Here is a 26,803-nt window from a genome sequence, read left to right on the forward strand (position 1 = left end):
CCGCTAGACTGGCTGCATGATCCCCGCCGGGTTCGTCCAGGAACTGCTCGCACGCGTCGACATCGTCGACGTCATCGGCCGCCACGTGCAGCTGCGCAAGACGGGCGCCAACCTCGTCGGGCTGTGCCCGTTCCACGCCGAGAAGTCGCCGAGCTTCACCGTCAGCCCGACGAAACAGTTTTATCACTGCTTCGGCTGCGGCGCGAGCGGCGACGCGATCCGCTTCCTGACCGAGCACCTCGGCCTGGGTTTCGTCGAGGCGGTGCACGAGCTCGCGCAGCAGGTCGGGCTGCAGGTGCCGCAGGACGACGCGAGCCCGCAGCAGCGCGAACAGGCGCAGCGCCGCCGCGAGCACGACGCCACGCTCGCCAGTGTGCTCAAGACCGCCGCCGACCACTACCGCCAGCAGCTCAAGGCCAGCCCGCGCGCGATCGAGTACCTCAAGCGCCGCGGCCTGACCGGCGAGATCGCGCGCGCCTTCGCGCTCGGCTACGCGCCCGACAGCTGGCGCGGGCTGGCCAGCGTGTTCCCGCGGTACGACGACCCGCTGCTGGCCGAGGCTGGCCTCGTCGTCGTGCACGACGACGGCGGCGAAACGAAGCGCTACGACCGCTTCCGCGACCGCATCATGTTCCCGATCCGCAGCGTCAAGGGCGACGTGATCGGCTTCGGCGCGCGCGTGATCGACCGCGGCGAGCCCAAGTACCTCAACTCGCCCGAGACGCCGCTGTTCCACAAGGGTCGCGAGCTGTACGGACTGTACGAGGCGCGCACCGCGCTGCGCGAGCGCGGCGTCGCGCTCGTCGTCGAGGGCTACATGGACGTCGTCGCGCTCGCGCAGCTCGGGCTGCCGAACGCGGTGGCCACGCTGGGCACCGCGTGCACGCCCGAGCACGTGGCCAAGCTGCTGCGCTTCACCGACCGCGTCGTCTTCAGCTTCGACGGCGACGCCGCCGGTCGCCGCGCCGCGGTGCGCGCGCTGGAGGCCGCGCTGCCGCACGCGAGCGACACGCGCAGCTTCCGCTTCCTCTTCCTGCCGCCCGAGCACGACCCCGACAGCTACGTGCGCGCGCACGGCCGCGAGGCGTTCGAGCGCCTGATGGCGCAGGCCACGCCGCTGTCGCGCCTGCTCGTCGACGTCGCGCAGGCCGACTGCGACCTCGCGACCGCAGAGGGCCGCGCGCGCATGCTCGCGCAGGCGCAGCCGATGTGGTCGCAGCTGCCCGACGGCGCGCTGCGCCGCCAGCTGCTCGGCGAACTGGCACGTCTGGGTGGACTCGGTGTCGATGAGCTGGCGAGCCTGTGGCGCGCCGGCGCATCGCCAACCCCCGCCACGCGCATCGTCGACGCGCGGCTGGCGCGGGCCGCGCCGCGCCGCGGCGGCGTGCTGACGCGCCAGCCGCCGCGCCGGCCCGAGGACCGCGCGCTGCAGCTGCTGCTCGCGCACGCCGACTGGTGGGACCGGCTCAGCGCCGAGGCGCACGAGCTGCTGCACGCGCTGCCGCCGCCGCACGGCCCGCTGGTGGCCTGGCTCGAACGCGAGCTGGCCGAGCACGGCGCGCGCCCGTGGGCCGTGCTGCGCCGGGCGCTGGCCGACGACGCGGCGCTCGCCGACGCCGGCGTCGACACCGCGGCCTGGCTCGACGACGTCGACGCCGCCGACGCGCAGCCCGACGACCTGCAGCGCGCCGTCGACCACCTGCTCGAGCGCCAGCTCAAGGCCCAGCTCGACGCTGCCGTGCTCGATGCGCAGCGCGACCCGCAGCTGATGCCGCGCTACCGCGACCTGCTCGCGCGCATGGCGCAGGTCAAGAAGCGCCTCGCCGGGCAGCCGGCCTGATCCCCTGCCCCGGCGCTCGGGCACTGGTGGCGCCGCCACAATGGCCGCGCGCCCGCCGTGGGTGCGTTGCCGCCGCCGTCATGCACCCCACCCTGCCGCTGCTCGCCGCCACCGACTTCCCGCCGCTCGCGCGCGAACGCGTCGACACCCTGCAAGTCAACCTGGGCTACCGCTGCAACCAGAGCTGCGTGCACTGCCACGTCGGCGCGAGCCCGCAGCGCACCGAACAGATGGACGGCGACACCGCCGACCTCGTGCTGCAGGTGCTCGCGCCGCGGCGCATCGGCACGCTGGACCTCACCGGCGGCGCCCCCGAGCTCAACGCGCACTTCCGCCGCCTCGTCGCCGGCGCTCGCGCGCTCGGCGTGCGCGTGATCGACCGCTGCAACCTGACGATCCTGTTCGAGCCCGGGCAGGAGGACCTCGCCGAGTTCCTCGCTGCGCAAGGCGTCGAGATCACGGCATCGCTGCCTTGTTATTCGCCGGCCAACGTCGACCGCCAGCGTGGCGACGGTGTGTTCGACAAGAGCATCGCCGCGCTGCAGCGGCTCAACGCGCTCGGCTACGGCCGCGGCAGCGGCCTGGTGCTCAACCTCGTCTACAACCCGCAGGGCCCGAGCCTGCCGCCGCCGCAGACGGCGCTCGAGGCCGATTACAAGCGCGAGCTGAAGGCGCATTTCGGCATCGAGTTCGACCACCTGTTCGCGCTCACGAACATGCCGATCCAGCGCTTCGGCAGCACGCTCGTCAGCAAGGGCCAGTTCGCCGGCTACATGGCGCTGCTGAAGCATTCGTTTCGTGCCGACAACCTCGCCACCGTGATGTGCCGCTCGCTCGTCAGCGTCGACCACGAGGGCTGGCTGTACGACTGCGACTTCAACCAGATGCTCGGCCTGCCGGCGCAGACCGACGGCACGGCGCGCCCGCACCTGCGCGACCTGCTGGCCGGCGCGTGGCCGCGGGCGATCCGCGTGGCCGACCACTGCTACGGCTGCACCGCCGGCCAGGGCAGCAGCTGCGGCGGCGCGCTGGCCAACACCGCGAAGGCTGCGGCGAAGGCGGCGTGACGCGGCGCGTGTCGATCGTCGTGCCGGCGCTGAACGAGGCCGCCGGCATCGCCGCCACTCTCGGCGCGCTCGCCCCTTGGCGGGCCGCCGGCCACGAAGTGATCGTCGTCGACGGCGGCAGCACCGACGCGACGGTGCCCCTCGCCGCCGCGTGGGCCGACCGCGTGCTCGCCGCCCCGCGCGGGCGCGCGCGGCAGATGAACGCCGGCGCCGCGGCGGCGCGCCACGGCGTGCTGCTGTTCCTGCATGCCGACACGCGCTTGCCGCCCGGCGCACTCGACGCCATCGAGCGCGCACTGCAGCGTGGCGCCGCGTGGGGCCGCTTCGACGTGCGCATCGACGGGCGCTCGCGCGGGCTCGCCGTCGTCGCCGCACTGATGAACCTGCGCTCGCGCGCCAGCGGCATCGCCACCGGCGACCAGGCGATCTTCGTGCGCCGCGACGCGTTCGACGCGGCCGGCGGCTTTCCCGACCAGCCGCTGATGGAAGACGTCGAGCTGTCGCGCCGGCTCAAGCGCAGCGCCGGCCGCCCGGCGTGCCTGCGCGACCGCGTCGTGACGTCGGGCCGGCGCTGGGACGAGCGCGGCATGTGGCGCACGATCTGGCTGATGTGGACACTGCGCTGGCGCTACTGGCGCGGCACGCCGGCCGAGGTGCTCGCGCGTGCCTACCGCTGAAGGCCTGCCGGTGCCCGCGCGTTGCCGCGTCATCGTGATGGCCAAGGCGCCGCGCGCCGGCTTCGCGAAGACGCGCCTCGCGCCGGCATTGGGCGCCGACGGCGCCGCGCGCGTCGCGCACCGGCTGCTCGACCACGCGCTGGCGCAGGCGCTGGCCGCCGGGCTCGGGCCGGTCGAGCTGTGCGCTGCACCCACCGCCGCCGACAGGGCGTTCTACGCCTGGCGCCACCTGCCGCTGCAATGGAGCGACCAGGGCGACGGCGACCTCGGCGCGCGCATGGCGCGTGCGCTCGGCCGCGCCGTCGCCACCGACGGCTGCGCGCTGCTGATCGGCAGCGACGCGCCGGCCCTCGACGCCGCGATGCTGCGCGCCGCCGCCGAAGCGCTCGCGATCCACGATGCCGTCTTCGTGCCGGCGTTCGACGGGGGCTACGCGCTCGTCGGCGTCAGGCGCGCCGCCGACGCGCTGTTCGACGGTATCGCGTGGAGCACACCGCACGTGATGGCCGCCACCCGCGCGCGGCTGCGCGCGCTCGGCTGGACGCACGCCGAGCTGCCGCCGGTGGCCGACGTCGACGAGCCCACCGACCTCGCGCACCTGCCGCCGGCGTGGCTCGCCGAAGGTGCCGACGTCGCGGGTACGACCCGGCCATGGAGCGACGGTGACGCCACGGTGAGGCCGCGATGAGGCACCTGCTGCTGGTGGGCGCCGGCCACGCGCACGCGCAGGTGCTGCTCGAATGGGCGCGCGCACCGCTGGCGGGCGTCGAGGTCACCGTCGTCAGCCCCGGCGCGTTCGCGCCGTACTCGGGCATGGTGCCCGGCTGGCTCGCCGGCGTGTACCGCTTCGACGAGATCGGCATCGACTTCGCGGCGCTCGCGCGCGCGGCCGGTGCGCGCTTCGTCGCCGGCGAGGTCGTGGCGCTCGACGCCGCGCGGCGCGAAGTGACGCTGGCCGACGGCGCCCGCCTCGGCTACGACGTGCTGTCGCTGAACATCGGCTCGACGCTGCGGCCGCCGCCGATCGACGGTGCCACCGTGCTGCCGCTGCGCCCGCTGGCGAGGCTGCGCGAGGGCTACGACGCCGTGCTCGCCGAGCTTGCCACCACCGACCGGCCGCTGGCCGTCACGGCGGTCGGCGGGGGCGCCGCCGGCGTCGAATCGGTGCTGGCCGTCGTCGCGCGGCTGCGTGCGCAGCGGCCGCACCGGCCGATCGCGGCGCGCCTCGTCACGCGCAGCGCCGACCTGCTGCCCGGCATGGCCCCGGGCGCCGCGCGGCGTGTGCGCGCCGCGCTGGGGCGTGCCGGTGTGCGCATCGAGTGCGGCACGGCCTTCGACCCGGCGACGGTCGCGCCCGGTCAACTGGTGCTGTGGGCCAGCGGCGCGCAGGCGCATGCCTGGCCCGCGGCCAGCGCGTTGGCCTGCGATACCGCCGGGTTCGTGCGCATCGACCACCACCTGCGTTCGGTGTCGCACCCGGAGGTGCACGCGGTCGGCGACTGCGCCGCCTGGGTGCCCCCACTGCCCAAGGCCGGCGTCTACGCGGTGCGGATGGGCCCCATCCTGGTGCACAACCTGCGGGCGGCGCTCGGCGCCGGCGCGCTGCGCACCTATGCGCCGCAGCACCGCTACCTCGCGCTGCTGGCCACCGCCGACGGCCGCGCGGTGGCCGCCTGGGGCCGCTGGAGTGTCGAAGGTGCTTGGGCTTGGCGCTGGAAGGACCGCATCGACCGCCGCTTCGTGCGCCGCTTCACTCACGCTGCCGGCGCGTGATCATGGGGTACACCCCTGGCGGCATGTCCCTTGCTTGAGCGAACGCCGCCATCACGGCCGTTGTCGTTGCATCTGTGCAACGAATTGGAACCGGGGGTCACGAATGACGGAACCGTGACGGTAGACTCTCCCCTGTCTTTAACCCTGATCGGAGTATCCCGAATGAAGAAAACCCTGATTGCGGCCGCCGCGCTGATGGCGATGGCCGGTGCCGCGCAAGCGCAAGTGTCGCTGTATGGCCTGATCGACCTGAGCTACGGCAAGAGCCTCCCCGCAGACCTCGCTGACCAGAAGGCCGACTTCCACTCGGGCGGTGACAACGGCTCGAGCGAAGGCAACTCGACCAGCCGTGTGGGTCTCAAGGGCTCGATGGACGTCGGCGGCGGCACGAAGGTCAACTTCCGCCTCGAGACCTCGGGCATCCAGAGCGACGGCGACCTGAACGGCACGTTCTTCGGCCGCCAGATGTGGGCCGGCTTCTCGGGCAGCTGGGGTGAGGTCCGCCTGGGGCGCCAAGACTCGGTGCCGTTCCAGACGATGATCGACTTCGACTTCAACGGCGCGTCGAATGGCGTGTCGTCGAGCTGCTATTCGTTCATTGGTGCTGCTGCGCCGTGCACCCTAGGCCGCGTCGATCGCTCGCTGCAGTACATCTCGCCGAACATGGGTGGCTTCACGGCCCAGATCGGCTTCACGCCCAAGAACGGTGGTGCGGACGGCTCGGGTATCCCCAACGACCAAGCCTTCTTCGGCCTGGGCCTGAAGTATGCGGCCGGTCCGCTGGCCGTCGCCGCGGCTTACGAGAAGTCGCGCGTCGATGGTGGCGAGAACTTCTGGTCGGTGGCCGGCAGCTACGACTTCGGTGTGGCCAAGGCGATGGTCAGCTACGCCAATGCGGGCGACATCGACAAGGACGGCTGGGGCAAGGGCTGGGGCATCGGTGCCGTCGCACCGATCGGCAATGTCAACGTCGGGGCGATCTTCCACAAGAATCAGGATCTGCTGGACGGCATTACGTCGTGGGAGCTGTTCGCGAACACCGAGATCTTCAAGGGCACGTACCTGTATGCCGAGTACGGCAAGTGGAACTCGAAGGAACCGATTGACGAAGGCGGCAAAGATTCCGCCAGCGGGTTCGCCGTCGGCGTTATCTTCACGTTCTGACCGATACAGCAGCAGCTTTAGCAGCTGACTGTACGTCGATAAAAAGCCACGCGACTTGGGTCGCGTGGCTTTTCTTATTTGACGTTGAGCCACGGAGCAACCAAGGCCAAAGGCCTCGGCTTCACGACTGCCTGCGTCTGATGGAACGCCTGCTGACCTTCGCCACGCCAATCTGGGTGATGCAACTCGCCGACCTCGCGCCGCAACGCGAGCGTTGGGTGGAAACCGTGCGCACGCTGCGACGCGACGCAAGCCCAAACCTCGAAAAGCGATCGAACCGCTCCGGATGGCGATCTGCCAACACACTGCTCGACTTGCCGGTGTTCGCGCCGCTGCAGCGTCGGTTGCTCGAGTCCATCAAGCTCGTCTTGGCCGACTATGGCGTGAGGCCAGGGACAATGGTGCTCAACATGATTGGCTGGGCCAACGTCCACGACCGGGGCGGCTTCAACCACGCGCACATCCACAGCGGATCGATCCTCAGCGGCACGTTCTACCTCGCGTGCCCGCCCGGCGCCGGTGCGCTGTACTTCACCGATCCCCGTCCGGCTGCGCTGATGGAGGACCTGCCACTGGACAGTGCAAAGCTCGACACACCGGCGTCGCGCAAGCTGATCCGGGTCCAGCCGCGCGAACTGCAACTCGTGATCTTCCCGAGCTGGCTCGAGCACGGCGTCGACGAGTGCGAATGCGACGAACGCATCAGCATCGCATTCAACGTGCAACCCGTGATGGCCAGGCCGTGACGGCGTCCTGACCCGCCCCACGCGCGGCCAGAATCGGGGCATGCGCACCCCCGGCGTGCATCTGCAGTACAGCTTCGAGTCGCGCGGCCAGCGCGGCGCCGAGATCGAGAACACGCTGTTCGACCTGCTCGGCGCGGTGCACGCGCACGGCTCGATCCGGCACGCGGCGACGGCGCTCGGCGCGTCGTACCGCCACGTCTGGGGTGCGCTCAAGCACTGGGAGGACGTGCTCGGCCAGCCGCTCGTGCACTGGGCCAAGGGACAGCCGGCGCGGCTGACGCCGTTCGCGCTGCGGCTGGTGGCGGCCGAGCGCGCCGCGCGCGTGCGCATGACGCCGCACATCGAGGCGCTGCGCGCCGAACTCGAGCGCGTGCGCGCGCTCGCGCTCGACGAGCGCCAGCTCGTGCTCGAGGTGTTCGCGAGCCACGACCTCGCGCTGCCGGCGCTGCGCGACCTGTGCGCGGCGCGTGGGCTGCACCTGGGCCTGCGCTTCGCCGGCAGCGTCGATGCGCTGCGCGCGCTCGCGCACGGGCGCTGCACGGTCGCGGGCTTCCACGTGCCGGCGCTGCCCGGCGGCTCGCCGGTGTTCGCCGCCGCGCTCAAGCCGCTGCTCCAGCCCGGGCGCCACAAGCTGATCGGCGCGCTGCGCCGCACGCAGGGGCTGATGCTGCGCCCGGGCCTGGCGCCGCGTCCTGCGTCGCTGGCCGACGTCGCGGCGCAGCGCTGGCGCTTCGTCAACCGCCAGCCGGGCTCGGGCACGCGGCTGCTGATGGACCACCTGCTGCACGACGCCGGCCTCGACGCCGCGGCGATCACCGGCTACGGCGGCCGCTGCGAAGACACGCACGTCGCGGTGGCGGCCGCGATCGCGCACGGCGAGGCCGACGTCGGCCCTGGCGTCGAGGCGGCCGCGCGCGCCGTCGGGCTCGACTTCGTGCCGCTCGCCGACGAGGACTACCACCTCGTGTGTCTGGCCGACGCGCTCGACTCGCCGCCGCTGCGCGCGCTGCGCGACGTGCTCGCCTCGCCCGCGTGGGCGCAGGCGCTGGCGGCGCTGCCCGGCTATGCGCCGTCGCCGCAGGCCGGGCAGGTGCTGTCGCTGACGCAGGCGCTGCCGTGGTGGCGCTACCGCACACCGCGGCGCGGAGCGGCCGGCGGCACCGGCTGAGCGCGGCCGACGCTCACGGGTTGGCGTTCGCGAAGAACACGGGCTCGCCGCCGATGCGGTAGCTCGCGATCGCGGCCTGCCCGGCCGGCGACACCAGCCAGTCGGCGAAGGACTGCGCGAGGTCCTTCCTGACGTGCGGGTGCCTCGCCGGGTTGACGACGATGACGCCGTACGGGTTCAACAGCCGCCGGTCGCCTTCGACGAGGATCGCGAGGTCGGCACGGTTGCGGAAGTTCAGCCAGGTGCCGCGGTCGGCCAGCACGTAGGCGCCGCTCGACGCGGCGATGTTCAGCGCCGGGCCCATCCCGCAGCCGCACTCCCGGTAGCCGGCAGGCTTCCTCGCGTCGAGGTCGACGCCCGCGGCCTGCCAGTAGCGCCGCTCGGCGGCGTGCGTGCCGCTCCTGTCGCCACGCGAGACGAATGGCGCACCGGCCGCCGCGACGCGCGCCAGCGCCGCCGCGACGTCGCCGCCGCGCGCGCCGGCCGGATCGCCCTTCGGGCCGACGAGCACGAAGTCGTTGAACATCACCGCGCGGCGCGGCAGGCCGTGGCCCTCGGCGACGAAGCGCTCCTCGGCCGCCGCGTCGTGCACGAGCACTGCGTCGGCGTCGCCGCGGCGTGCGACGTCGAGTGCCTGTCCGGTGCCGAGTGCGACGACGCGCACGCCGATGCCGGTGGCGCGCGTGAACTGCGGCAGCAGGTGCGCGAACAGCCCCGACTGCTCGGTCGACGTCGTCGATGCGAGCACGATGAAGCGCGGCTGAGCACCGGCGTGCAGCGCCACGGCCGCGAGTGCGGCGAGCAGCGCGCGTCGAACGCCACGACGGCAACTCACGGCAACTCGCCCTGCAGGAACAGCGCCGCCTCGTCGGGCAGCGGGTCGTCGAAGAAACCGGCGGTGGGCCGGTCGACGACGAGCCGCCCCTGCTCGAGGTAGATCACGCGGCTAGCCAGCCGCCGGACCTGGCCGAGGTGGTGGCTGCTCATCACCACCGTCATGCCCTCGGCGGCGAACTCGGCCACCAGCGCCTCGATGTCGCGCCGCGCGTGCGGGTCCAGGCTCGCGGTGGGTTCGTCGAGGAACAGCACCTGCGGGCGCACGGCCCACGCGCGCGCGAGCGCGACGCGCTGCTGCTGGCCGCCCGAGAGCACGCGCGCCGGGCGGTCGGCCTCGGCGCGCAGCCCGACGTGCGCGAGCGCCGCCAGCGCACGCTCGCGCCGCTCGGTGCCGCGCACGCCGGCCAGCCAAAGCGCGAGCTCGACGTTGCGGCGCACCGACAGGCGCAGCAGGAACGGGCGCTGGAACAGCATCGCCTGCCGAGGCTCGCAGCCGTCGGCGCCGCGCGCGGTGCGGCGCACGCCGCTGGCCAGGTGCGGCTGCAGCTGGCCGTGCAGCAGGCGCAGCAGCGTCGTCTTGCCGCTGCCGTTGGCGCCCACCAGCGCGATGCGCTCGCCGGCATGCACCGCCAGCGTCACGTCGTACAGCGCGACGCGCGTGCCGAAGCGCACCGTCGCGTGCTCGAGCTCGATCAGCGGTGCGCCCGTCATGCGGCCCGCCCTTCCTGCGCGAGCTGCACGCGCCGCACGCCGGCGATGCCGAGGTTGACGAGCGCGACGACCCCCAGCAGCACCAGCCCGAGCGCCAGCGCCAGTGGCAAGTCGCCCTGGCTCGTCTCGAGCGCGATCGTCGTCGTCATCACGCGCGTGACGCCGGCGATGTTGCCGCCGACGATCATCACCGCGCCGACCTCGCTGATCGCACGCCCGAACGCGGTGAGCACGATCGTCATCAGCGCCGCGCGCTCGTGCACCAGCAGCAGCGCCGCGCTCGCGAACGGTCCGGCGCCCATCGAGCGCAGCTGCTCGCCGTTGCCGCGCATCGCGTCGGCCACCAGCTGGCGCGCCAGCGCCGCCACCAGCGGCAGCACGAGGATCGTCTGCGCGATGACCATCGCGGTCGGTGTGAACAGCAGCCCGAGCGAGCCGAGCGGCCCCGCGCGCGACAGCAGCAGGTACACCGTCAGCCCCACCACCACCGGCGGCAGCGCGAGCAGCGTGTTCAGCGCGAGCACGACCGCGCGCTGGCCGGGGAAGCGCGCCACCGCGAGCCACGCGCCGGCGGCCAGACCGATCGCCGCACCGAGCAGGCTGGCCGCACCGCTGACCTGCAGCGACAGCACGACGATCTCGCGCAGCGACTCGTCGGCGCCGGCGATCAGCGCCGCCGCAGTGCGCAGGCTGTCGGTGAAGGCACTCAAGGACCGGGAGGGGAGTCGTCGCGCAAGGCGCGCATTCTGGCCGCAGCGCGCGAGCGCCGCGATATGTCGGCCGCTGCATAGGGGCCGCGCCGCAGGCGCGCGGCGCTACAGCGCGCAGGAGCGGAAGCCGCAGAAGCCCTGGTCGCGCGCCGGGTCGGCGAAGCGGCGCGCCTTCGGGTGGCGCAGCGCCGGCGCGGTGAGCCACGACGCACCGCGCAGCACGGCCTGCGCGACCGCCGGTTGCGGCCGCGCCAGCGCGCCCGGCGTGTACCCGGGGTACGGCTGCGCGCGGTCGGCGACCCACTCCCACACGTCGCCCCACGCAAAACCGCGCGACGCGGCCGCGCACGCCGCGTGCTCCCACTCGGCCTCGGTCGGCAGCCGGCGCCCGGCCCAGCGGCACCAGGCCTGCGCCTCGTGGAAGGTCACGTGGCGCACCGGCTGCGTGGCCGCGGCGTGCACGACGCGCCCGCGGTCGCGCAGCAGCACGCCGCGGCGCATCTGCTCGACGTAGCGCGGCAGGCGCGGGCCGTGCTCGTGCACGTGCGCGCGCAGCCACGCCCAGCCGGCGTCGCTCCACCAGCGCCGCTCGTCGTAGCCGCCGTCGTCGACGAACTCGGCGTACTGCGCCCAGCTCACCGGCTGCGCGTCGATCTCGGTGGCGGGCAGCGCCACCTCGTGCGCCCACTTCTCGAGCTCGGGCACGAAGCCGCCGCGGCCGCTGCCCAGCGTCCAGCGCCGCGCCGGCAGCGCGACCGCAGCGCGCGCCGCGCGCTGCGGCGGCTCGGGCCACAGCCCGCCGAGCACGGCGGGCGTCAGGTCGAGCGCCTGCGCGAGCTCGGCAAAGGCTTCGCCCAGCGTGTGCTCGTGCCACAGCGCGGCGCGGAACACGAACAGCGCGTCGTCGCCGTCGGGCGTCTGCGCGAGCAGCTCGAGCGTCGTCTCGAAGGTGGCCATCAGCCACGCGCGCAGCGCCTCGTCGAGCGGCAGGTCCATCGCCCAGCGCTCGGCGCGGGTGCTGGCCTGCGGGTGCCACCAGCGGTCGGCGTCGGGCTCGATCGACGCCAGCCGCAGCGACTGCGCGTCGGCAGCGTCACCGCGCCCGCGCTGCACGTGGCGCGCGATCCACCACTCCTGGAACCAGCCGGCGTGGCCGCCCAGCCACGCCGGCGGGCTGAAGCGGTCGACCTCGACGAGGCGCAGCGCGCCGGCGTCCTCGAACGCCGCGAGCCACTGCAGCGTGCGGTTGCGCGCGCGCATCAGCGCGAGCGACAGCGCCTGCGCGCTGCCGTGGCGCAGCACGGTGACGGGGTCGTCGGCACCCGGGGCAGCCATCGGCGCAGCATAGCGACAACGCGCCCGGCGCCGCGCGCTGTCGCGACGCCGACAGCCGCCGGCGAACGGGCGTGCTAAAACGCCGGGTGCCATCGCCGCGAGGAGACCGCATGGACCTGAACTTCACCGCCGAAGAGCAGGCCTTCCGCCAGGAAGTCCGGCAGTGGGTGCGCGAGAACCTGCCGCCCGACATCAGCCACAAGGTGCACCACGCGCTGCGCCTGACGCGCGACGACATGCAGCGCTGGGCCAAGATCCTCGGCAAGAAGGGCTGGCTCGGCTGGGGCTGGCCGAAGGAGTTCGGCGGCCCGGGGTGGAACGCCGTGCAGCGCCACCTGTTCGAGGAGGAGTGCGCGCTCGCCGGCGCGCCGCGCGTCGTGCCGTTCGGGCCGGTGATGGTCGCGCCGGTGATCATGGCCTTCGGCACGCCCGAGCAGCAGAAGCGCTTCCTGCCCGGCATCGCCAGCGGAGAGGTCTGGTGGAGCCAGGGCTACAGCGAGCCGGGCGCCGGCAGCGACCTCGCGAGCCTGAAGACGCGCGCCGAGCGGCGCGGCGACAAGTACATCGTCAACGGCCAGAAGACGTGGACCACGCTCGGCCAGTACGGCGAGTGGATCTTCTGCCTCGTGCGCACGAGCACCGAGGGCAAGCCGCAGACGGGCATCAGCTTCCTGCTGATCGACATGAAGAGCCCGGGCATCACGGTCAAGCCGATCGTGCTGCTCGACGGCGAGCCCGAGGTCAACGAGGTGTTCTTCGACAACGTCGAGGTGCCGGTCGAAAACCTCGTCGGCGAGGAGAACAAGGGCTGGACCTACGCCAAGTATCTGCTCGCGCACGAGCGCACCAACATCGCCGACGTCAACCGTGCCAAGCGCGAACTCGAGCGCCTCAAGCGCATCGCGAAGGCCGAGGGTCTGTGGGACGACGTGCGCTTTCGCGACCAGATCGCGCTGCTCGAGGTCGACATCGTCGCGCTCGAGATGCTGGTGCTGCGCGTGCTCAGCGCCGAGAAGAGCGGCAAGCAGAGCCTGGACATCGCCGGTCTGCTGAAGATCCGCGGCAGCGAGATCCAGCAGCGCTACACCGAGCTGATGATGCTGGCTGGCGGGCCGTACGCGGTGCCCTTCATCCGCGAGGCGATGGACGCCGGCTGGCAGGGCGACCAGGCGCTCGGCGGCCTGTGGCCGGGCGGTGCGGCGCACTGCGCCCCGCTCACGGCGATGTACTTCAACTACCGCAAGACGACGATCTACGGCGGCAGCAACGAGGTGCAGCGCAACATCGTCGCCCAGACCGTGCTCGGGAGCTGACCATGGACTTCGACTTCACCGACGAGCAGAACTCGCTGCGCGACGCCGTCGCGCGCTGGGTGCAGCGCGACTTCGCGTTCGAGCGCCGCCACGCGCTGGCCAAGGCCGGCGGCTTCGCGCGCGACGTCTGGACCGAGCTCGCCGGGCTCGGTCTGACGGGCCTCGCGGTCGACGAGGGCCACGGCGGCATGGGCTTCGGCGCGGTCGAAGCGATGGTCGTGATGGAGGAGCTCGGCCGCGGCCTCGTGCATGCACCGTACGCGCAGGGCGCGCTGATGGCGCCGGCGCTGCTCGCGCACGCGCACGCCGACGTTAAGGCCCAGTGGCTGCCCAGGATCGCCGACGGCTCGGCGCTCGTCGTGCTCGCGCACCAGGAGCGCGGCGCGCGCTACCGGCTCGACCAGATCGGCACGCGCGCCGTCGCGGTCGGCGGCGGGTGGACGGTGTCGGGCACCAAAAGCGTCGTGCCCGCCGGCGACGAGGCCGACGCCTTCGTCGTGCCGGCGCACAGCGCCAGCGGCATCCACCTGTTCCTGGTGCCGAAGGACGCGCCGGGCGTGACGCTGCGCGGCTACCCGACGCAAGACGGCGCACGCGCCGCCGAGCTGACGCTGGCCGACACGCCGGCGACGCTCGTGGCGCACGATGGCGCCGCGATGCTCGAGCGCGCCGTCGACGTCGGCATCGCGGCGGCGTGCGCCGAAGGCGTCGGGCTGATGGACCGGCTGGTGGCCGTCACCGTCGAGTACATGAACACGCGCAAGCAGTTCGGCGTGCCGATCGCGAGCTTCCAGGCGCTGCGCCACCGCATCGCCGACGTCAAGATGCAGCTCGAGCTCGCGCGCTCGATGAGCTACTACGCGACGCTCAAGCTCGGCGAGGAGCCGGCCGCGCGCCGTCGCGCGCTGTCGCAGGCCAAGGTGCAGCTCGGGCAGTCGATGCGCTTCGTCGGCCAGCAGTGCATCCAGCTGCACGGCGGCATCGGCGTGACCGACGAGTACGTCGCGAGCCACTACTTCAAGCGGCTGACGGTGCTCGAGATGACGTTCGGCGACACGCTGCACCACCTCGGCGAGGTCAGCGCGCGCATGACCGACACCGCCGGCGTCTTCGCCTGAGCATCGCCGCCCCCGGGCCGGCCCCGGTGTGCGGCGACGCGCCGCGCCGCACAATCGATGCGCAGACGGTGGCCTCGCGCGAGGCCTCTGCGCATCCCGATGACGTCGTCCGACCCCGCCCACGAACGCGTACCGATCGACCGGCTGCGCGACCTGATCCAGCTCGGTGCGGAGCTGCCTTTTCGCCTGCTCGACGCCCAGGGACGCCTGGTGCTCGGCGAGGGCCAGGTGGTGGCGAGCGCGCTTGAGTTCGAGCAGCTCCACGAGCGCGGCGCATGGGCCGAGCGCACGCGCGTCGAGGCCGTGCGCGCCGCGAACCCGGCGACGGCGGCCGCGCCGCCGACGCTGTTCCACCGCTGGGAGCGGCTGGTGTGGAACCTCGACGCGACGCTGCAGCGGCTGGCCGGCCAGCTGGCGGCGCCGCACGAGGTCGTCGACCTGTGGCGCCGCGCGCAGGCGCTGCTCGACCGCGACCCCGACGTCGCGCTGTTCATGGCAGTGCGCCAGGACGACCGCCGCTTCGCGCTGTACGCGCTGACGCACTCGCTGCACACGGCATCGCTCGCGGCGCTGGCCGCGCGCCAGCTCGGCTGGGACGAGGCGCGCGTGCAGTCGCTCGCGTGTGCGGCGCTGACGATGAACGTGGCCATCGTGCGCCTGCAGGCGCAGCTGGCCGAGCAGCGCGACCCGCCCAACCTGCGCCAGCGCGAGGCGATCGAGCGGCACCCGCTGGCCGGCGCGCAGCTGCTGCGCACGATCGGCGTGGCCGACGACGAGTGGCTCGCCGCCGTCGAGCAGCACCACGAGGAGCCCGGCGGCGGCGGCTACCCGCGCAAGGTCGCGGCGCCGTGCGAGGCCGCGCAGTTGCTGCGGCTGGCCGACATGCTGATGGCCAAGCTCACGCCGCGCGCGCACCGCCCGGCGATGGCGCCGAGGCTGGCCACGCGCGACGTCTTCCTCGCCGACCCCGACAAGCGGCTGTCGACCGCGATCGTGCGCGTGCTCGGTGTCTACCCGCCGGGCAGCGTCGTGCAGATCAAGACCGGCGAGACCGGCGTCGTGACGCGCCGCGCCAGCGGCGGCCAGGGACCCTGGGTGCGCGTGCTGGCCGGCGGCAGCGTCGGCCGCACCGTCGACACCTCGGCCGCGGCCGACGCGATCGTGCAGGGGGTGTCGATGCCCGCCGGCATCGCGCGCGTGTACCCGGAGCAGGTCTACGGCCTGATCCTCGTCGAGTGAACGCCGTGCACGACGCCATCACCGACGTCGCCGGCATCCGGGTCGGCCACTTCACGCACCCGCAGCGCCCCACCGGCTGCACCGTCGTGCTGTGCGAGGCCGGCGCGACCTGCGGGGTCGACGTGCGCGGCGCCGCGCCCGGCACGCGCGAGACCGACCTGCTGCGCCCCGAGAACCTCGTCGAGCAGGTGCACGCCGTGCTGCTGGCCGGCGGCAGCGCGTACGGACTGGACGCCGCCGGCGGCGTGATGCGCTGGCTCGACGAGCGCGGCCACGGCTTCGTGCTCGGCGCGGCGCGGGTGCCGATCGTTCCGGCGGCGGTGCTGTTCGACCTGTGGATCGGCGACGCGCGCATCCGCCCCGACGCGCAGGCCGGCTACGACGCGTGCCAGGCCGCCAGCACGCAGCCGCCAGCGCAGGGCAACGTCGGCGCCGGTGCCGGCGCCAGCGTCGGCAAGCTCTGGGGCATGGCGCGCGCGATGAAGGGCGGCATCGGCACGGCATCGGTCGCGGCCGACGGCTTCACGGTCGGCGCGCTGGTGGCGGTCAACGCGATCGGCGACGTCGTCGACCCCGCCACCGGCGAGCCGGTGGCCGGCGCGCGCACCGCCGACGGCCGCCACCTGCTGCGCAGTGCCGACGCGCTGCGCCGCGGCGACTGGCCCGCGCCGCCGCAGCCGGGGCTCGCGACGACGATCGGCGCCGTCGCCACCGACGCGGTGCTGACGAAGGCGCAGGCGCAGCGGCTGGCGACGATGGCGCACGACGGGCTGGCGCGCTGCATCCAGCCGTGCCACACGACGACCGACGGCGACACGCTGTTCGCGCTGGCTACCGGCGCCGCGGGCCGCAGCGCGCCGGTCGCGCTGCTCGGCGCGCTGGCCGCCGACGCCGTCGCGCAGGCCGTGCTCAACGCGGTGCGCCACGCCGTCGGGCTGCCGGGGCTGCCGGCCGAGCGCGACCTCGGCGGGCCGCTGTAGCGGCACCCGAAACGACGAAGGGCCCCGCAGGGCCCTTCACACGCAGGCGACCGGCGCTCAGTTGGTCTGCGACAGCTGCTCGAGGATCGCGGGGTTCTCGAGCGTCGAGGTGTCCTGCGTGATCGCCTCGCCGCGCGCGATGCTGCGCAGCAGCCGGCGCATGATCTTGCCCGAGCGGGTCTTCGGCAGGTTGTCGCCGAAGCGGATGTCCTTCGGCTTGGCGATCGGGCCGATCTCCTTGGCCACCCAGTTGCGCAGCTCGTTGGCGATCTTCTTCGCTTCCTCGCCGGTCGGGCGCGGGCGCTTGAGCACGACGAAGGCGCAGATCGCTTCGCCGGTGGTCTCGTCGGGGCGACCGACGACGGCGGCTTCGGCGACGAGCTCGGTGCAGCTGACCAGCGCCGACTCGATCTCCATCGTGCCCATGCGGTGGCCGGACACGTTCAGCACGTCGTCGATGCGGCCGGTGATCGTGAAGTAGCCGGTGTCCTTGTCGCGGATCGCGCCGTCGCCGGCCAGGTAGTACTGGCCCTTGAAGTCGTCGGGGTAGTAGCTCTTCTTGAAGCGCTCGGGGTCGCCCCAGATCGTGCGGATCATGCTCGGCCACGGCTTGCGGATCACGAGGATGCCGCCCTGGCCGTGCGGCACCTCCTTGCCGGTCTCGTCGACCACCGCGGCGTCGATGCCCGGGAACGGCAGCGTGCACGAGCCTGGCACCAGCGGCGTGGCACCCGGCAGCGGCGTGATCATGTGGCCGCCGGTTTCGGTCTGCCAGAACGTGTCGACGATCGGGCAGCGCCCGCCGCCGACGTTGGCGTGGTACCACTCCCAAGCGGCCGGGTTGATCGGCTCGCCGACCGAGCCGAGGATGCGCAGGCTCGACAGGTCGTAGCGCTTCGGGTGCACCGCCTCGTTGGCCTCGGCGGCCTTGATCAGCGAGCGGATCGCCGTGGGCGCGGTGTAGAAGATCGTGACCTTGTGGTCCTGGATCATCTTCCAGAAGCGGCCGGCGTCCGGGTAGGTCGGCACGCCTTCGAAGACGATCTCGGTGCCGCCGAGCGCCAGCGGCCCGTAGGTGATGTAGGTGTGGCCGGTCACCCAGCCGATGTCGGCGGTGCACCAGAAGATGTCGTGGGGCTTGAGGTCGAAGGTCCACTTCGTCGTCAGCGCCGCGTGCACCAGGTAGCCGCCGGTCGAGTGCTGCACGCCCTTGGGCTTGCCGGTCGACCCCGACGTGTAGAGCAGGAACAGCGGGTGCTCGGCCTCGACCCACTCGGGCTCGCACTGGTCGCTCTCCTTGGCCAGCTCGTCGTGCAGCCACAGGTCGCGGCCGTCCTTCCACGCGACCGCGCCGCCGGTGCGCTTGTAGACGATCACGTGGCGGATCGTCTCGCAGCCGCCCATACCGAGCGCCTCGTCGACGATGGCCTTCAGCGGCAGCGCCTTGCCGCCGCGCTTCTGCTCGTCGGCGGTGATCACCATCACCGCGCCGGCATCCTGGATGCGGTCGCGCAGGCTCTGCGCCGAGAAGCCGCCGAAGACGACCGAGTGCGTCGCGCCGATGCGCGCGCAGGCCTGCATCGCGGCGACGCCCTCGACCGACATCGGCATGTAGATCACGACGCGGTCGCCCTTCTTCACGCCGCGCGCCTTCAGCGCGTTGGCGAAGCGGCTGACCAGCGCGAGCAGCTCGCGGTACGTGACCTTCGTGACCTCGCCGACGTCGGCCTCGAAGATGATCGCGACCTTGTCGCCGAGGCCGCGCTCGACGTTGCGGTCGAGGCAGTTGTACGACGCGTTGAGCGTGCCGTCGGCGAACCACTTGAAGAACGGGCGGTTGCTCTCGTCGAGCACCTGCGTGAACGGCTTCTTCCAGCTGATCAGTTCGCGGGCCAGACCCGCCCAGTAGCCCTCGTAGTCGGCCTCGGCCTGCTGGACCAGCTTGCGGTAGCCGTCCATGCCGCTGACATAGGCGGCCTTCACGAGGTCCGCAGGCGGTTCGTAGAGCTTGGTGGTGCTGTCGCTCATCGTTGTCTCCCGGGTTGCCGAATCCGTGTCCGAATGCGTGTCGCGTTGGCGACGACTGGCGCGAAATGTCACCGCCAGCGCTGACGAAGTCCTTACTCTAAGGCCCGCCGCGGGGCCTGCGCATCGGGGAAGGACCGCGGCGCGCCCGCCGGTGCCCCCGGCCGCCGCGGCCGCGGCGCCGCGCCGGCACAATCGCGCCGCGCCACCGCCCCCGCATCCCCCAACGACCCCTGCCTGCCGTGGACACCGCCGCCCCGCCCCCGCTGCGCCACCGCGTCGCCGCGTTCCTCGACCGCGGCGCGGTGCAGCACGCGATCCTCGCGCTGATCATCGCGAACGCCGTCGTGCTCGGCCTGGAGACCTCGGCGGCGGTGACGGCGGCCTGGGGCGGCGTGCTGTCGGCGCTGGACCGCGCGATGCTCGCCGTCTTCGTCGCCGAGATCGCCGCGCGCGTGTATGCGCACCGGGCGGCCTTCTTCCGCGACCCGTGGAGCGTGTTCGACTTCGCCGTCGTCGCGATCGCGCTGGTGCCGGCCAGCGGCCCGTTCGCGGTGCTGCGTGCGCTGCGCGTGCTGCGCGTGCTGCGCGTGCTGACGATCGTGCCGTCGATGCGCCGCGTCGTCGGCGGGCTGCTGGCGGCCATCCCCGGCCTCGGCTCGATCGCCGCGGTGCTCGGGCTGATCTTCTACGTGTTCGGCGTCATCGCGACCAAGCTCTTCGGCGCATCGTTCCCCGACTGGTTCGGCACGCTCGGGCGCTCGCTGTACACGCTGTTCCAGGTGATGACGCTCGAGAGCTGGTCGATGGGGATCTCGCGCCCGGTGATGGAGACCTACCCGTACGCGTGGCTGTTCTTCATCCCGTTCATCCTGGTGGCGACGTTCACGATGCTGAACCTGTTCATCGGCGTCATCGTCAGCGCGATGCAGAGCTTCACCGAGGACGAGAAGGCGACGACCGTCGCGGCGGTCGACCGGGCACGCGAGCACATCGAGGCCGACCTGCACGCCGAAGTGCGTGCGCTGCGCGCCGAGATCGCGGAACTCCGGACCCTGCTGCAGGATCAAGCGACGTCGGGTTCGGGGAGGTCCGGTTGATCCACATTCTGATGTTCGTCGGCGGCCTGATCGCGCTCGTCGCGGGCGCGCAGGCGCTCGTGCACGGCGCGTCCCGGCTCGCGCTCGCGCTCGGCATCTCGCCGCTCGTCGTCGGGCTGACGATCGTCGCCTTCGGCACCAGCGCGCCCGAGATGGCGGTGTCGGTGGGCGCGGTGCTCAACGGCACGACTGACCTCGCGCTCGGCAACGCGGTGGGCAGCAACACGTTCAACGTGCTGTTCATCCTCGGGCTCGCGGCGCTGATCACGCCGCTGGCGGTGCACGTGCAGGTGATCCGCCAGGAGGCGCCGATCATGATCGGCGGCGCCGTGCTCCTGATCGTGCTCGCGCTCGACGGTCGGATCGGCCTGTTCGACAGCGCCTTGCTGTTCGCGCTGCTGATGGCCTACACCGTGTTCCTGATCCGCCAGTCGCGCGCCGAGGGCGCGGCGCGCACCGACGACTACGCCGCCGAGCTGAAGCTGGCCGCTGCCGGCTGGGACGCCCGGCCGTCGGTGCAGGTGGCGCTGGTGGTCGTCGGGCTGGCGCTGCTGGTCGGCGGCTCGCAGGCGCTCGTCTCGGCCGCCGTCGCGTTCGCGAAGGCGCTGGGCGTCAGCGACACCGTCGTCGGGCTGACGATCGTCGCCGCCGGCACCTCACTGCCCGAGGTCGCCGCGTCGACGCTGGCGGCGATCAAGGGCGAACGCGACATCGCGGTCGGCAACGTCGTCGGCAGCTGCGTGTTCAACATCTTCGGCGTCATCGGCCTGGCCGGGCTGGCGGCCGCGTTTGCCGGCTTCGGCGGCCTCGCCGTGCCCGACGCGGTGCGCCACTTCGACCTGTGGGTCATGCTTGCGGCGCTCGTCGCGTGCCTGCCGGTGTTCCTGTCGGGGCGCGAGATCGCGCGCTGGGAGGGCGCGCTGTTCCTCGGCTACTACGCCGCCTACACCGCCTACCTCGTGCTCGCGGCGCAGCACCACGCGGCGCTGGGCGCGTTCTCGAACGTGATGCTCGGCTTCGCGATCCCGCTGACGATCGTCACGCTGGTGGTCGCGATGTTCCGCCCGGCGAAGGCCGCCTGAGCGATGGCCGGCACCGCCTCCCTCGCCCTGCCCGGCACCGCGATGAGCGTGCCGGCGCGGCTGGCCTTCGCGCTCGTGCCGGCGTCGGCGCTCGCGCTGCTGCTGTGGCTGCTCGCCACGTTCGACCTGCCGATCGTGTGGCAGGCGGCGTGGGTGCCGGCACTGGGCATAGCCTTCGCGCTGCACGTCGACGGGCTGGCGGTGCTGATGCTGCTGATGATCACCGGCGTCGGCACCGCGGTGTTCGTCTACGCCGGCGGCTACCTCGCCGGCCACCCGCAGCAGCGGCGGCTGTACGTGCTGCTGACACTGTTCATGATCGCGATGATCGGCTGCGTCACCGCGGACCACCTGATCGTGCTGTTCCTGTTCTGGGAAGCGACGAGCCTGATCTCGTTCCTGCTCGTCGGCTTCGACCACGAAAAGCCCGACAGCCGCAAGTCGGCGCAGCAGGCGCTGATGGTCACCGGCACCGGCGGGCTCGCGCTGCTGGCCGGCTTCATCGTGCTCGCGCAGGCCGCGGGCACGGCGTCGATCCGCGAGATCGTCGCGTGGCTGCCCACCGCGCAGGCGACGCCGGCGCTGACCGCCGCGCTGCTGCTGATCCTGGTCGGCGCGTTCACGAAGAGCGCGCAGTTCCCGTTCCACTTCTGGCTGCCCAACGCGATGTCGGCGCCGACGCCGGTGTCGGCCTACCTGCATTCGGCGACGATGGTCAAGCTGGGCGTGTACCTGCTCGCGCGGCTCGACCCCGGTTTCGGCGACTGGGACCTGTGGGCGTGGGCGCTCAAGGGCGCCGGCTCGATCACCGCCGCGTGGGGCATGGTGCTCGCGCTGCGCGAGCGCGACCTCAAGCGCATCCTCGCGTGGTCGACGGTGGCCACGCTCGGCACCCTCGTCACGCTGGTGGGCCTGAAGGGCGAAGGCGCGACGGTGGCGGTGGGCGCGCTGCTGCTGGCGCACGCGCTGTACAAGGCGCCGCTGTTCTTCGTCGCCGGCAACGTCGACCACGGCACCGGCACGCGCGTGATCGACCGCCTGGGCAACCTGCGCCACGCGATGCCGTTCACGGCCGCCGCCGCGCTGCTCGCCGGCGCGTCGATGGCCGGCATGCCGCTGTCGTTCGGCTACATCGCCAAGGACGTGATCCTCGAGGCCAAGAGCGCCGACGGCGTGTTCGCATTCGCGAAGGCGGCCAACACCGTGTTCGGCGCGATCGCGGTGGCGGTCGCCGGCGTCGCCGCGATCCGCGTGTTCTGGCGCCACCCCGGCACCAACGAGACGCCCGACGCGCACGAGGGCGGGCCGGCGCTGGTGATCCCGCCGCTGGCGCTGGCGCTGGTGGGCATCGCGCTGGGGATCTTCCCGTTCGTCGTGCAAGACCTGATCGCGCAGGCGTCGCTGTCGATGACGCCGTCGACCGAGGCGCTCGCGGTGAGCCTGTCGCTGCAGATCGGTCCGGCTCTGACGTCGCTGGCGGTGACGCTGGCCATCGGCGCCGCCGTCTACGCGTTCTGGGACCCGCTGCACCGCCTGTTCGAGGCTGCGGCGCAGCGCATCGGCCGCGTCGGCATGGCCGCGCTGTACGAGCGCTCGCTGCTGTGGATCCCGCGCGTGGCCGCGGCCGCCACGCGCGCGCTGCAGGACGGGCGCCTGCCCTACTACACGGGCCTCGTCGTCGGCAGCGTCACGCTGGCGATCGCGGCCGCCCTCGTCGCCGGGGCGGGCGCGCTCGCGTGGCCCGCGTTCGAGCTGCCGAGCCTCGGCGTCGTCGCCGCGGTCGTGCTGATCGTGCTCGGCGCGCTGTTCGCCGCCGTGCTGCGCGACCGCCTGACGCTGCTGCTGGCCACCGGGCTCGTGGGCTACGGCAGCGCGGTGCTGTTCCTCTACGCCGGCGCACCCGACGTCGCGTTCACGCAGTTCACCGTCGAGACCGTGTTCGTGATCGTCGTCGCGGCGGTGCTGCTGAAGCTCAAGCGGCTCGGCCGCGCCTCGAGCCTGGCCGAGCCGCGCGTGCGCCCGCTGGCGCTGGCGGTGGCCGCCGGCTTCGCGAGCGTCGTCACCGCGCTGCTGCTGGTGGCCGCGGCCGGCCCGTTCGACGCGGCCCTGTCGCGCTTCTTCGCCGAGGCCAGCGTGCCCGAAGCCTTCGGGCGCAACGTCGTCAACGTGATCCTCGTCGACTTCCGCGCGCTCGACACGCTGGGCGAGATCACCGTCGTGATGCTGTCGCTGCTGGCCGCGCTGCCGCTGCTGCAGGCGCTGCGGCGGCGCACGCAGGGAGACACGCCGTGAACCGCCGGCTCGTGATCCTCGAGGCCGCGGCCGGGCCGCTGTACTGGCTGATCCTCGCCGCGTCGGTGTGGGTGCTGCTGCGCGGCCACAACGAGCCCGGCGGCGGCTTCATCGGCGGCCTGGTCGCCGTCAGCGCGACGATCCTGTGGGCGGTGGCGCACGGCAGCGACGCGGCGGCGAAGCGGCTGCCGCTCGGCTCGCCCGTCACGCTGGCCGCGGTGGGCGTCGCGCTCGGCGCGCTCGCCGGCGTGCCGGCGCTGCTGGTCGGCGACGCCTTCCTGACCCACTGGTGGGGCACGCTGCCGCTGGTCGGCGTCAAGGTGTCGACCGTGCTCGTGTTCGACCTCGGCGTGTACCTGTGCGTGTGGGGTGCCCTCGGCGGCTACGCGCTCGCGCTGCTCGCGATCGACGACGCCGAGCTCGACGCGGAGGGCCGGCGATGATCTGGGCCTTCGCGCTGTCGGTCTGGATCACGGTGACCGTGGGCGTGTACCTCGCGATGTCGCGCGACGCGCTGCGCGTCGTGCTCGGCCTCGCCCTGCTCGGCAGCGCGATCAACGTGCTGCTGTTCGCCTCCGGCCGCCTCGGCGCCACGCTGCCGGCCGTCGTGCCGGCAGGCGGCGACGTGCTGGCCGCCGACGCCGCCAACCCGCTGCCGCAGGCGCTGGTGCTGACCGCGATCGTGATCGGCTTCGCACTGGTGTGCTTCAGCCTCGTGCTGGTGCTGCGCCTGATCCGCGATGCCGGCACCGACGACGCGCTCGAACTGCGCCACGCCGAGCCGCACCCGACCGACCCGGTCAAGCCGCCGCTGCCGGCGCCGGGCACCGAGCCCGAGGTCGAGCCCGCCACGGTCGAGGCGATGGGGGCGGATCGGCCATGAGCGCACTGGTGGTCACCCCCGTGCTGGTGCCGCTCGCGACCGTCGTCGCGACGACGCTCGCGAGCCGCCGGCCCGCCGCGCAGCAGGCGCTGAGCTTCGCCGGCGTCGTCGCGTTCCTCGCGTGCGCGGTCGCGCTCGTCGCGCTGGCCGGCGCCGACCACCCGGCCGACGCCGCGTTCGGCGGCTGGGCCGCGCCGTACGGCATCCAGTTCCACGTCGACCGCACCGGCGCCGCGCTGGTGCTGATCACCGCGCTGATGGGCGCGGCGTCGCTGCTGTTCCTCGCCAGCGACGCCGACACGCAGCCGCGCCACCCGCTGCTGCTGCCGCTGGTGCACGGCGTGCTGGCGGGCGTCGGCGGCGCGTTCGCCACGGCGGATCTGTTCAACCTCTACGTCTGGTTCGAGGTGATGCTGATCTGCGCGCTGGGCCTGTTCGCGATCGGCGCGCGGCTCGACCAGCTCGACGCGACGTTCAAGTACCTCGCGCTGAACCTGTTCGGCACGCTGCTGCTGCTGGCCGGCGTCGGCGTCGTCTACGCGGCCACCGGCCACCTGAACTACGGCGCGCTCGCGCAGGCCGCCGACACGCTGACGCCGGCGCTGGCCACCGCGGTGCTGGCGACGCTGACGCTGGCCTTCCTCGTCAAGGCCGGCGCGTTCCCGCTGTTCGCGTGGCTGCCGGCGAGCTACCACACGCTGCCGGCGCCGGTGCTGGCCCTCTTCGCCGGGCTGCTGACCAAGGTCGGCGTCTACGCGGTGCTGCGCACGCTGGGCGACGTGTTCGCGCCGGCGCCGGCGCTGCTGTACGAAGTGCTCGGCTGGATCGCCGCCGCCACGATGCTGTTCGGCGTGCTCGGCGCGGCCTACCACTGGGACATGCGGCGCATCCTGGCCTTCCACATCGTCAGCCAGATCGGCTACATCCTGCTCGGCATCGCGCTGGCCAGCGAGGCCGGCAACGCGGCGACGCTGTTCTACACGGTGCACCACATCGTCGTGAAGGCCAACCTGTTCCTGATCGCCGCCATCGTCTGGCGCCTGACCGGCAGCTACGACCTGCGCCGCATCGGCGGCCTGTACGCGCTGCGGCCGGGGCTCGCGGTGCTGTTCCTGATCCCGGCGCTGTCGCTGGTGGGCATCCCGCCGCTGTCGGGCTTCTGGGCCAAGCTGCTCGTGCTGCAGGAGGCCATCGCGCAGGGCCGCGTCGTGTGGACCGTCGTCGCGCTGCTGGTCAGCGTGCTGACGCTGTACTCGATGATGAAGATCTGGATGGAGGCGTTCTGGAAGCCGCACCCCGACAAGACCTGGCGCGAGCCGCGCCACGCGCGCCTCGCGCCCGCGTGGGCCGCGACGCTGGGCCTGGCCGCCGTCACGGTGTGGATCAGCGTGAACCCGCAGCCGCTGGTGGCCTACGCGCAGGCCGCCGCGGCGACGCTGGGGGGCCGGTGAGATGAACAAGCCCATCGCCGCCCTCGTGCTGCTGCTGCGCTTCCTGCGCGCCGTCGTCGTCTCGGGCCTGCAGACGGTGCGCGTGATCCTGGCCAGTGGCCGGCCCGGCGGCACGCCGCCGCCGGTGGCGCTACTGCGCGTGGGCTTCGCGCCGATGAGCGCGCAAGGCGCCGCGCTGCTGGGCTGCATGGTGTCGCTGACGCCGGGCACGACGACGATCGACATCGACATGGACCGGCGCGAGCTGCTGCTGCACGTGCTCGACGCGTCCGACACCGACGCGCTGGTGCAGGGCATCCGCCGCGAGTTCGAGCCCGGGCTGGTGGCGCTGTTCGGCGTGCCGGCGGCGGAGGCACGGCGATGATGGCCTTCGCCGTCGGCGTGCTCGTCGTGCTGGCGCTCGCCGCGTCGGTGCTGGCCACCGTGCGCATCGTCGCCGGGCCGACGAACGCCGACCGCGTGGTGGCGCTCGACATCTTCCTGGCCGCCGGCATCGCGCTGGCGATCGCCGCGTCGCTGGCCACCGGCCGCACCGTGTTCCTCGACGTCGCGATCGGGCTGGCGCTGGTCGGCTTCGTCGCGACGATCGGCTGGGCGCGCCTCGTCGAACGCGCGCCGCGGCGCGACGCGCCGGCGCCGCACGAGGAGGCCCCGCGATGAGCGTGCTCGCCGCCGTACTGATCACCGCCGGCGCGGTGCTGCTGGTGATCGCCGCCTGGGGCGTGATCACGCTGCCCGACGCGCTGGCGCGCCAGCACGCCGCCACCAAGGCCGGCACGCTGGCGCTCGCCCTGGTCTGCGTCGGCGCCGCCGCCGCCGTGCCGCAGGCCGACTGGGCCTGGCGCCTGGCGCTGATCGTCGGCTTCCTGCTCGCGACGCTGCCGGTGGCGTCGCACCTGCTCGCGCGCGCGGCGGTGCGCGAGGCGGCGCTGGAAGAGCAGGTGGCGCGCGCACCGCGCGTGGGCGATGCAGCCGACGTCACGCGCGCCGCCGAATGACGGTGCCCAGAACGCAACGGGAGGAATCGCGATGCGCTATGTCTACCTGGCGATCGTCGTGCTGGCGTTGGCTGCGCTCGTCACGTTCAAGCTGCAGAACCTTCAGCCTAAATCCGGCAGTTACCCCGTCGCTGGCAGGCCAGCCGCGGGTCGTGGTGGGCCGACGATCGGGGCTATGCGGTCGCTGACGTAGCGCAGCAGGCAGCCCCAGCGGTCGAGGTCCTTGAACTGCTCCGCAGCTGACCGAACGTGCTGCAAGGCCGCGCCGATGTTGGCGATCAGCCGCTTGAGCAT

General features: G+C 73.1%; 26 protein-coding genes. 21 read left to right on the forward strand and 5 right to left on the reverse strand.

Annotated elements, in window-relative coordinates:
* Window positions 1-16: 16 nt before the first annotated feature.
* The 8 genes from dnaG to DRV96_RS03390 all read left to right on the forward strand — a co-directional run bounded on the left by dnaG (window position 17) and on the right by DRV96_RS03390 (window position 8,435).
* A complete protein-coding gene (gene dnaG, locus DRV96_RS03360; RefSeq protein ID WP_119287721.1) occupies window positions 17-1,840 on the forward strand; it encodes a DNA primase in 1,824 nt (607 codons plus the stop codon).
* An 80-nt stretch (window positions 1,841-1,920) separates the two neighbouring features.
* A complete protein-coding gene (arsS, locus tag DRV96_RS18325; protein ID WP_210756958.1) occupies window positions 1,921-2,907 on the forward strand; it encodes an arsenosugar biosynthesis radical SAM (seleno)protein ArsS in 987 nt (328 codons plus the stop codon).
* Window positions 2,904-3,584, forward strand: a complete 681-nt coding sequence (locus DRV96_RS18330) for a TIGR04283 family arsenosugar biosynthesis glycosyltransferase (protein WP_210756959.1) — start codon at window positions 2,904-2,906, stop codon at window positions 3,582-3,584. Before arsS ends, DRV96_RS18330 begins: the two co-directional genes overlap by 4 nt.
* A gap of 10 nt (window positions 3,585-3,594) precedes the next feature.
* Window positions 3,595-4,272: a TIGR04282 family arsenosugar biosynthesis glycosyltransferase gene (locus tag DRV96_RS03370; protein ID WP_235823262.1), complete on the forward strand. Its 678-nt coding sequence runs from the start codon at window positions 3,595-3,597 to the stop codon at window positions 4,270-4,272.
* The gene (locus tag DRV96_RS03375) at window positions 4,269-5,357 is read left to right on the forward strand and encodes an FAD-dependent oxidoreductase (RefSeq protein ID WP_119287725.1); all 1,089 of its coding nucleotides are present in this window, start codon (window positions 4,269-4,271) and stop codon (window positions 5,355-5,357) included. Before DRV96_RS03370 ends, DRV96_RS03375 begins: the two co-directional genes overlap by 4 nt.
* A gap of 162 nt (window positions 5,358-5,519) precedes the next feature.
* Window positions 5,520-6,521 carry a porin gene (locus DRV96_RS03380; protein ID WP_119287728.1) on the forward strand — a complete coding sequence of 334 codons (1,002 nt, stop codon included), beginning with the start codon at window positions 5,520-5,522 and terminating at the stop codon, window positions 6,519-6,521.
* A gap of 140 nt (window positions 6,522-6,661) precedes the next feature.
* Window positions 6,662-7,267, forward strand: a complete 606-nt coding sequence (locus DRV96_RS03385; protein WP_119287730.1) for a TIGR02466 family protein — start codon at window positions 6,662-6,664, stop codon at window positions 7,265-7,267.
* 40 nt (window positions 7,268-7,307) lie between these two features.
* Window positions 7,308-8,435: a substrate-binding domain-containing protein gene (locus DRV96_RS03390; protein WP_119287732.1), complete on the forward strand. Its 1,128-nt coding sequence runs from the start codon at window positions 7,308-7,310 to the stop codon at window positions 8,433-8,435.
* Window positions 8,436-8,448: 13 nt separating this feature from the next.
* Here DRV96_RS03390 and DRV96_RS03395 read toward each other — a convergent pair whose 3' ends face one another.
* From DRV96_RS03395 to DRV96_RS03410, 4 genes are all read right to left on the reverse strand, one after another.
* Window positions 8,449-9,270, reverse strand: coding sequence for an ABC transporter substrate-binding protein (locus DRV96_RS03395; protein WP_119287735.1), 822 nt, complete (start codon window positions 9,268-9,270; stop codon window positions 8,449-8,451).
* Window positions 9,267-9,983, reverse strand: a complete 717-nt coding sequence (locus DRV96_RS03400; RefSeq protein ID WP_119287736.1) for an ATP-binding cassette domain-containing protein — start codon at window positions 9,981-9,983, stop codon at window positions 9,267-9,269. The genes DRV96_RS03395 and DRV96_RS03400 overlap by 4 nt, the downstream gene beginning before the upstream one ends.
* Window positions 9,980-10,693, reverse strand: coding sequence for an ABC transporter permease (locus DRV96_RS03405; RefSeq protein WP_119287738.1), 714 nt, complete (start codon window positions 10,691-10,693; stop codon window positions 9,980-9,982). Before DRV96_RS03405 ends, DRV96_RS03400 begins: the two co-directional genes overlap by 4 nt.
* Window positions 10,694-10,798: 105 nt before the next feature.
* Window positions 10,799-12,028 carry an SUMF1/EgtB/PvdO family nonheme iron enzyme gene (locus tag DRV96_RS03410; protein WP_119287740.1) on the reverse strand — a complete coding sequence of 410 codons (1,230 nt, stop codon included), beginning with the start codon at window positions 12,026-12,028 and terminating at the stop codon, window positions 10,799-10,801.
* A gap of 110 nt (window positions 12,029-12,138) precedes the next feature.
* Between DRV96_RS03410 and DRV96_RS03415 the strand changes: the two genes are divergently transcribed.
* The 4 genes from DRV96_RS03415 to DRV96_RS03430 all read left to right on the forward strand — a co-directional run bounded on the left by DRV96_RS03415 (window position 12,139) and on the right by DRV96_RS03430 (window position 16,678).
* Complete coding sequence (locus DRV96_RS03415; protein WP_119287742.1) at window positions 12,139-13,341, forward strand: acyl-CoA dehydrogenase family protein; 1,203 nt, start codon at window positions 12,139-12,141, stop codon at window positions 13,339-13,341.
* Between the two features lie 2 nt (window positions 13,342-13,343).
* Window positions 13,344-14,459, forward strand: coding sequence for an acyl-CoA dehydrogenase family protein (locus DRV96_RS03420; protein WP_119287744.1), 1,116 nt, complete (start codon window positions 13,344-13,346; stop codon window positions 14,457-14,459).
* A gap of 99 nt (window positions 14,460-14,558) precedes the next feature.
* Entirely contained in the window at window positions 14,559-15,698 is a 1,140-nt protein-coding gene (locus DRV96_RS03425) for an HD-GYP domain-containing protein (RefSeq protein ID WP_162910929.1), read from the forward strand.
* Window positions 15,695-16,678 (forward strand): P1 family peptidase, encoded by a 984-nt coding sequence (locus tag DRV96_RS03430; protein WP_119287748.1) that lies wholly within the window; start codon window positions 15,695-15,697, stop codon window positions 16,676-16,678. The genes DRV96_RS03425 and DRV96_RS03430 overlap by 4 nt, the downstream gene beginning before the upstream one ends.
* Window positions 16,679-16,735: 57 nt before the next feature.
* On the opposite strand, the gene acs is transcribed toward DRV96_RS03430, so the two are convergent.
* A complete protein-coding gene (acs, locus tag DRV96_RS03435) occupies window positions 16,736-18,706 on the reverse strand; it encodes an acetate--CoA ligase (RefSeq protein ID WP_119287750.1) in 1,971 nt (656 codons plus the stop codon).
* Window positions 18,707-18,945: 239 nt separating this feature from the next.
* Between acs and DRV96_RS03440 the strand changes: the two genes are divergently transcribed.
* From DRV96_RS03440 to DRV96_RS03480, 9 genes are read left to right on the forward strand one after another with little or no spacing between them, the layout of a single operon-like run.
* Window positions 18,946-19,803, forward strand: coding sequence for an ion transporter (locus DRV96_RS03440; protein ID WP_119287752.1), 858 nt, complete (start codon window positions 18,946-18,948; stop codon window positions 19,801-19,803).
* Window positions 19,800-20,885: a calcium/sodium antiporter gene (locus DRV96_RS03445; RefSeq protein WP_235823263.1), complete on the forward strand. Its 1,086-nt coding sequence runs from the start codon at window positions 19,800-19,802 to the stop codon at window positions 20,883-20,885. The genes DRV96_RS03440 and DRV96_RS03445 overlap by 4 nt, the downstream gene beginning before the upstream one ends.
* A gap of 3 nt (window positions 20,886-20,888) precedes the next feature.
* The gene (gene mbhE, locus DRV96_RS03450; RefSeq protein ID WP_119287756.1) at window positions 20,889-23,177 is read left to right on the forward strand and encodes a hydrogen gas-evolving membrane-bound hydrogenase subunit E; all 2,289 of its coding nucleotides are present in this window, start codon (window positions 20,889-20,891) and stop codon (window positions 23,175-23,177) included.
* Window positions 23,174-23,620: an MnhB domain-containing protein gene (locus DRV96_RS03455; RefSeq protein ID WP_119287758.1), complete on the forward strand. Its 447-nt coding sequence runs from the start codon at window positions 23,174-23,176 to the stop codon at window positions 23,618-23,620. The genes mbhE and DRV96_RS03455 overlap by 4 nt, the downstream gene beginning before the upstream one ends.
* On the forward strand, window positions 23,617-24,060 hold the full coding sequence (locus DRV96_RS03460; protein WP_119287761.1) for an NADH-quinone oxidoreductase subunit K: 444 nt from the start codon (window positions 23,617-23,619) through the stop codon (window positions 24,058-24,060). The genes DRV96_RS03455 and DRV96_RS03460 overlap by 4 nt, the downstream gene beginning before the upstream one ends.
* A complete protein-coding gene (locus DRV96_RS03465) occupies window positions 24,057-25,511 on the forward strand; it encodes a complex I subunit 5 family protein (protein ID WP_119287763.1) in 1,455 nt (484 codons plus the stop codon). Before DRV96_RS03460 ends, DRV96_RS03465 begins: the two co-directional genes overlap by 4 nt.
* Window position 25,512: 1 nt before the next feature.
* Window positions 25,513-25,875 (forward strand): Na+/H+ antiporter subunit E, encoded by a 363-nt coding sequence (locus DRV96_RS03470; RefSeq protein WP_119287766.1) that lies wholly within the window; start codon window positions 25,513-25,515, stop codon window positions 25,873-25,875.
* Window positions 25,872-26,171, forward strand: coding sequence for an MrpF/PhaF family protein (locus tag DRV96_RS03475; protein WP_119287769.1), 300 nt, complete (start codon window positions 25,872-25,874; stop codon window positions 26,169-26,171). Before DRV96_RS03470 ends, DRV96_RS03475 begins: the two co-directional genes overlap by 4 nt.
* A complete protein-coding gene (locus DRV96_RS03480) occupies window positions 26,168-26,509 on the forward strand; it encodes a cation:proton antiporter (protein WP_119287771.1) in 342 nt (113 codons plus the stop codon). The genes DRV96_RS03475 and DRV96_RS03480 overlap by 4 nt, the downstream gene beginning before the upstream one ends.
* Window positions 26,510-26,803: the final 294 nt, after the last annotated feature.

The sequence above is a fragment of the Azohydromonas sediminis genome, assembly GCF_003574675.1.
In the GTDB taxonomy this organism is placed as follows: Bacteria; Pseudomonadota; Gammaproteobacteria; order Burkholderiales; family Burkholderiaceae_C; genus Calidifontimicrobium; species Calidifontimicrobium sediminis.

Bases quoted from the DNA above. Each gene is read 5' to 3' on its own strand.
- DRV96_RS03380 (WP_119287728.1), top strand. From the start codon at position 5,520: ATGAAGAAAACCCTGATTGCGGCCGCCGCGCTGATGGCGATGGCCGGT.
- dnaG (WP_119287721.1), top strand. From the start codon at position 17: ATGATCCCCGCCGGGTTCGTCCAGGAACTGCTCGCACGCGTCGACATC.
- arsS (WP_210756958.1), top strand. From the start codon at position 1,921: ATGCACCCCACCCTGCCGCTGCTCGCCGCCACCGACTTCCCGCCGCTC.
- DRV96_RS03460 (WP_119287761.1), top strand. From the start codon at position 23,617: ATGATCTGGGCCTTCGCGCTGTCGGTCTGGATCACGGTGACCGTGGGC.
- DRV96_RS03375 (WP_119287725.1), top strand. From the start codon at position 4,269: ATGAGGCACCTGCTGCTGGTGGGCGCCGGCCACGCGCACGCGCAGGTG.
- DRV96_RS03410 (WP_119287740.1), bottom strand. From the start codon at position 12,028: ATGGCTGCCCCGGGTGCCGACGACCCCGTCACCGTGCTGCGCCACGGC.
- DRV96_RS03480 (WP_119287771.1), top strand. From the start codon at position 26,168: ATGAGCGTGCTCGCCGCCGTACTGATCACCGCCGGCGCGGTGCTGCTG.
- DRV96_RS03390 (WP_119287732.1), top strand. From the start codon at position 7,308: ATGCGCACCCCCGGCGTGCATCTGCAGTACAGCTTCGAGTCGCGCGGC.
- DRV96_RS03420 (WP_119287744.1), top strand. From the start codon at position 13,344: ATGGACTTCGACTTCACCGACGAGCAGAACTCGCTGCGCGACGCCGTC.
- DRV96_RS03470 (WP_119287766.1), top strand. From the start codon at position 25,513: ATGAACAAGCCCATCGCCGCCCTCGTGCTGCTGCTGCGCTTCCTGCGC.
- DRV96_RS03425 (WP_162910929.1), top strand. From the start codon at position 14,559: ATGACGTCGTCCGACCCCGCCCACGAACGCGTACCGATCGACCGGCTG.
- DRV96_RS03415 (WP_119287742.1), top strand. From the start codon at position 12,139: ATGGACCTGAACTTCACCGCCGAAGAGCAGGCCTTCCGCCAGGAAGTC.
- DRV96_RS03385 (WP_119287730.1), top strand. From the start codon at position 6,662: ATGGAACGCCTGCTGACCTTCGCCACGCCAATCTGGGTGATGCAACTC.
- acs (WP_119287750.1), bottom strand. From the start codon at position 18,706: ATGAGCGACAGCACCACCAAGCTCTACGAACCGCCTGCGGACCTCGTG.
- DRV96_RS03400 (WP_119287736.1), bottom strand. From the start codon at position 9,983: ATGACGGGCGCACCGCTGATCGAGCTCGAGCACGCGACGGTGCGCTTC.
- DRV96_RS03465 (WP_119287763.1), top strand. From the start codon at position 24,057: ATGAGCGCACTGGTGGTCACCCCCGTGCTGGTGCCGCTCGCGACCGTC.
- mbhE (WP_119287756.1), top strand. From the start codon at position 20,889: ATGGCCGGCACCGCCTCCCTCGCCCTGCCCGGCACCGCGATGAGCGTG.
- DRV96_RS03475 (WP_119287769.1), top strand. From the start codon at position 25,872: ATGATGGCCTTCGCCGTCGGCGTGCTCGTCGTGCTGGCGCTCGCCGCG.